The organism is Lactobacillus jensenii DSM 20557 (assembly GCF_001436455.1).
Classification (GTDB): Bacteria; Bacillota; Bacilli; order Lactobacillales; family Lactobacillaceae; genus Lactobacillus; species Lactobacillus jensenii.
The window spans coordinates 1-2334 of record NZ_AYYU01000054.1; the positions used below are offsets into that span (position 1 = coordinate 1).

Here is a 2334-nt window from a genome sequence, read left to right on the forward strand (position 1 = left end):
AACGTTTATTTTGCATAATACTGCCAAAAATCTCATCATTTGTAAAGCCATAGTACTTTTGCTCTTCTAGCATTCATTTTCCTCCTATATTTTTCCTTATATCTATAAATACGAAAATAAATGCCAAAATTTTCTGCAAAATAAAAAGCTCTAGAACTTCTACGTCCTAGAGCTTTAAAATTATAAGCTAGATTTTTACATCATGCCGCCCATACCTGCAGCTGGGTTAGCAGGTGCAGCTGGCTTTTCTTCTGGAATTTCAGCAACTACAGCTTCAGTAGTTAAGAGTAATGCAGCGATTGATGCAGCATTTTGTAAAGCTGAACGAGTTACCTTGGTTGGGTCAATAATTCCGGCCCTAACCATGTTTTCCCACTTGTCAGTTGCAGCGTTGTAACCAACTTCTGGATCAGCACTCATTAAGTGGTCTAAGATTACTGAACCATCTTTACCAGCGTTTTCAGCGATTTGACGAACTGGTGCGCTAAGTGCACGTAAAACGATGTTAATACCAGTTTGTTCATCTTCATTGTCGCTAGCAAGCTTAGTGATTGCCTTCTTAACGTCTACTAAGGCAGTACCACCACCAGCAACGTAACCTTCTTCAACTGCAGCACGAGTTGAGTTCAAGGCATCTTCGATTCTGTACTTACGTTCCTTCAATTCGGTTTCAGTAGCAGCACCAACCTTGATTACTGCAACACCGCCAGCAAGTTTAGCAAGACGTTCTTGTAACTTTTCTTTGTCGAAGTCACTAGTTGAGTTTTCAATTTCTTTTCTAATTGAGTCAACTCTTTCAGCGATAGCTTCCTTAGTACCAGCACCTTCAACAATAGTAGTTGAATCCTTAGTTACAGTTACCTTACCAGCTTGACCTAATTGATCAATCTTAGTGTCCTTAAGTTCTAAGCCTAAGTCTTCGGTAATTACAGTACCACCAGTTAAAGCAGCAATATCTTGTAATTGAGCCTTACGACGGTCACCAAAGCCTGGAGCCTTAACTGCAACAACGTTGAAAGTACCACGAATCTTGTTCAAAACAAGAGTTGGTAATGCTTCACCTTCAACATCATCAGCAATGATAAGTAATGACTTACCTTGTTGTACGATTTCTTGAAGTAATGGCAAGATATCTTGAATGTTAGAAATCTTCTTATCAGTAATCAAGATGTATGGGTTATCAAGGTCTGCTTCCATCTTATCGTTGTCAGTTACCATGTATTGTGAAAGGTAACCACGATCAAATTGCATCCCTTCAACTACTGAAAGTTCAGTGTTAACACCCTTTGATTCTTCAATTGAGATAACACCATCGTGACCAACCTTTTCCATAGCGTCAGCAATCAAGTTACCTACTTCTTCTGAAGCACTTGATACGCTAGCTACTTGGGCAATTTCATCACGGCCAGAAACCTTGTGGCTAATCTTGTGTAATTCATCAACAGCAGCCTTAGTTGCCTTTTCAATACCGCGACGAATACCAACTGGGTTAGCACCAGCAGTTACGTTCTTCATACCTTCGTTAACGATAGCTTGAGTTAAAACAGTAGCAGTAGTAGTACCGTCACCAGCAATATCGTTAGTCTTTTGAGCAACTTCGCTAACAAGCTTAGCACCCATATTTTCGAAGTGGTCCTTAAGTTCAATTGCCTTAGCAATAGTTACACCGTCGTTAGTAATTTCTGGTGCACCATAGCTCTTTTCAAGAACAACGTTGCGCCCCTTAGGTCCTAATGTAGTCTTAACAGTGTCAGCTAACTTATCAACACCCTTTAAAAGTGAGCGTCTTGCTTTTTCATCAAATTTAATATCTTTTGCCATAACGCCTGACTCCTTTTCGTCTTAGTTTGAATTCTTAGTTAAATTATTTTACGATTGCTAAAATGTCTTTTTCATGAAGGACCAAGTATTCTTCACCATCGTACTTAACATTAGTGCCAGAGTACTTGTCGTATACTACGCGGTCGCCTTCCTTAACAGTCATTGGCAAAACCTTACCTTCGCTAGTAACTAGACCATTACCAACGGCAACAACTTCGCCTTCAGTTGGCTTTTGTTTAGCATTTGAAGCAAGGACGATACCGCCAACAGTTTCTTCTTCTTCTTTTTTAACTTTTACGATCACGCGATCACCAATAGGTTGTAACACGTTTAGTCCCTCCTATGTTTAATTATCAATTTTATTTTTAGCACTCTTAATTTCTAAGTGCTAGCTTACAATGCTTATAATAATATGTTTTTCTTCTCGATGCAAGCAAAAAATAGCACCTTTTTGCTTCGAGTGCTAAAAAGGTGCTATTTAGTGGTTCTATAATTTTTCCTGTTGATAGTTTA

Annotated in this window: 2 protein-coding genes; both read right to left on the reverse strand. The window is 39.0% G+C overall.

Features of this window, described 5'->3' with window-relative positions; translation table 11 throughout:
* Nucleotides 1-195: 195 nt before the first annotated feature.
* The gene (gene groL / locus FC45_RS07375; protein ID WP_006585684.1) at nt 196-1821 is read right to left on the reverse strand and encodes a chaperonin GroEL; all 1626 of its coding nucleotides are present in this window, start codon (nt 1819-1821) and stop codon (nt 196-198) included.
* Nucleotides 1822-1864: 43 nt separating this feature from the next.
* A complete protein-coding gene (gene groES / locus FC45_RS07380; RefSeq protein WP_006588230.1) occupies nt 1865-2149 on the reverse strand; it encodes a co-chaperone GroES in 285 nt (94 codons plus the stop codon).
* Nucleotides 2150-2334: the final 185 nt, after the last annotated feature.